General features: G+C 36.4%; 2 protein-coding genes and 1 pseudogene. All 3 read right to left on the bottom strand.

Features of this window, described 5'->3' with window-relative positions:
• Positions 1 to 226: pseudogene (locus MRT15_RS09745) on the bottom strand (MFS transporter); the annotation flags it as partial.
• Positions 227 to 1,119: 893 nt separating this feature from the next.
• The gene (locus tag MRT15_RS09750) at positions 1,120 to 1,251 is read right to left on the bottom strand and encodes a hypothetical protein (protein WP_304329902.1); all 132 of its coding nucleotides are present in this window, start codon (positions 1,249 to 1,251) and stop codon (positions 1,120 to 1,122) included.
• A 99-nt stretch (positions 1,252 to 1,350) separates the two neighbouring features.
• Positions 1,351 to 1,740 (bottom strand): retropepsin-like aspartic protease, encoded by a 390-nt coding sequence (locus MRT15_RS09755; protein ID WP_304329903.1) that lies wholly within the window; start codon positions 1,738 to 1,740, stop codon positions 1,351 to 1,353.
• Positions 1,741 to 2,273 lie beyond the last annotated feature (533 nt).

Consider the following 2,273-nt stretch of genomic DNA (forward strand, 5'->3'; position numbering starts at 1 on the left):
CAAGAGAAACCGACATAATTATATAGAATACATATACAATCTTAGCTACAATAATAATATCATTAGTAATAAAATAGGAGAACAATGACAAAGATAAAGCACCTAAAGACGAAAAAGAATAACCGAGCAAATTATATATTCCCAATACCCTACCCGGATTTTTAACAAGCCTAGGAATTATTCCAACCTCCACCGATTGAAATAGACCAGCTTCAGCCCCAGTCACACTTATATTCCCTATAAAAAGAGCAATCAATATTAATATAAAATCTTGCGAAAAAATAAAATCACCCCAGATACTATCATAAAAAAACTACACATAATTAGAAAATTTTTCCTCCCAATTGAACCTTCATATAAAGCCGTACTCAGCAGTTTCAAAATAGATAGGTTTATATAGATTTTCGGATTTGAGCATTTGTGTGCACGGGCAGTAGGGTGGTAGCATAGACCCAAGACCTCCGCTGAGGGAGGGGTACGTGCACACACAGGAAGCAGGGGGACTGAAGATGGTCGGCGTTCCCCACTGCATGGTGGGTGGGTACGTCGAGACAGGGGCGGAGCGGAGTGGGACCGATGAACTCGTGAGGTTCCTATATGATGCTGTGAAGCCCAAGCTCTACGCGTAGGATAGGTATGCTGATGCGTACCTACGTACGCCTACGTAGAGCGAAACCCAACAACAAATTAAATACAACATTACCAAACACTACAAAAAATATACCCAAAGTTACATAAAACGCAGAATATTTCAAATTTACAAGATATATTGGTATTAATATACTAATAAGACCAAATATAAACGTTCTTACACTCTTAGCCAGTAATACAAGATAGAGATTAATACTCATAATAATACCCTAGTCCCATCAGGCTCCCATCATCTGATATATGTTAAAAGATAATACAGATAAGATTATCTTGACAGCCAAATCTCTTATCAAAACCACTCTCATAAACCTCACACCAATCTTCTATAAGATTTAACTTATATAAGATTTATCCGTAACCATCCTCCAAAGAATAAGCTGTCAACATAACTCTCCAAACCTTAATTAAAGATTAAATTCTCACAACACCAAGAAAATACTTCCATCCACACAGGCAAAATTATTAAATCTATACTTCCAAACCTTCAAAAAGTATTCCACCAACATGCAAGCATATTTCCACCAAACCCAATACTTTTAATAAAACCATCATAATAACAATTCCACCACAAACATAAGAAAAACCATTAACCACCAACATAACTCTAACCCACTTAAAATTCTCCCCTTAGCTAAATATCTCTCAAAAACTTAAGAAAACCCTAACACATCCGAAAAACATCCCTCATTCATTTAACTTTTATATTATCTCAAACTCTAAAGGCACCCTTCTCAACCTTGGCCCCTCAGACGTGAACACTATATCCCATGAATCTATCTCAGGCCTACCTATAATGAGTTCCACACCCTTTCTAAGATTTTCAGCAACCTCAAAAACCGCACCACCAGGCACTTTAACCCCCTGAAACTCAACACTCACCATACACCTTCCTATGATCTTTAGTCTTCCCTCCTCATCAGCTGTTCTAAGCTCATAAGGTTCTTTTAGGGGTATAAATGCATTGAGCATCTCCGCAAACCTTTTAGAAATGACACTTTTACTCGCACCAGTATCTACGAGCGCTTTAAGCTCAATGAACTTGCCCCCATAACTCAGCTTAACATCCGCAATAGCCTGCTCAGGCTTCAAGGTATTTCCCCCACATATACTAAATACAGAAAATATTTTAACCTTAGCTTTGCTAAGAAATATCTCAATGATTCCAAACAACAACTAACACAAAACAACATAAAATACTCTTTCCCCAATTTACAATCCTCCATAAAATAAAAACCTAATAAACAAAATTTCTAATATGAAGAACGCAAACAAACTTTATCAAGCCCCCTTCTAAAATCTTCCAAACAATAATTTCAGACAAAACTCCAGCCAAACAACACCATTAACTTACACCCAGAAACATGACTTAAGTTTTATTAGACTGGCCTTTTAAACACTCAAACACACCACACAACTATTACATCAAAATACTACACGAACATTTTAGCTACTCCACATCAGCAACTATTCCATCATAAAACTCACTAACAATTTTTGCTACCTCATCATCAACTTCCTCCCCTTAACCAAGAAGATACGAAAAACTTAAAGAATTAAGCTTATTAAACCAAATTTCATTAAAATACCTTTAACTTAACCTCAGACATTAACCTCTTCCTTTC

This window comes from Candidatus Culexarchaeum yellowstonense (assembly GCF_024707025.1).
Lineage (GTDB): Archaea > Thermoproteota > Methanomethylicia > Culexarchaeales > Culexarchaeaceae > Culexarchaeum.

Bases quoted from the DNA above. Each gene is read 5' to 3' on its own strand.
- MRT15_RS09750 (WP_304329902.1), bottom strand. From the start codon at position 1,251: ATGTTGGTGGTTAATGGTTTTTCTTATGTTTGTGGTGGAATTGTTATT.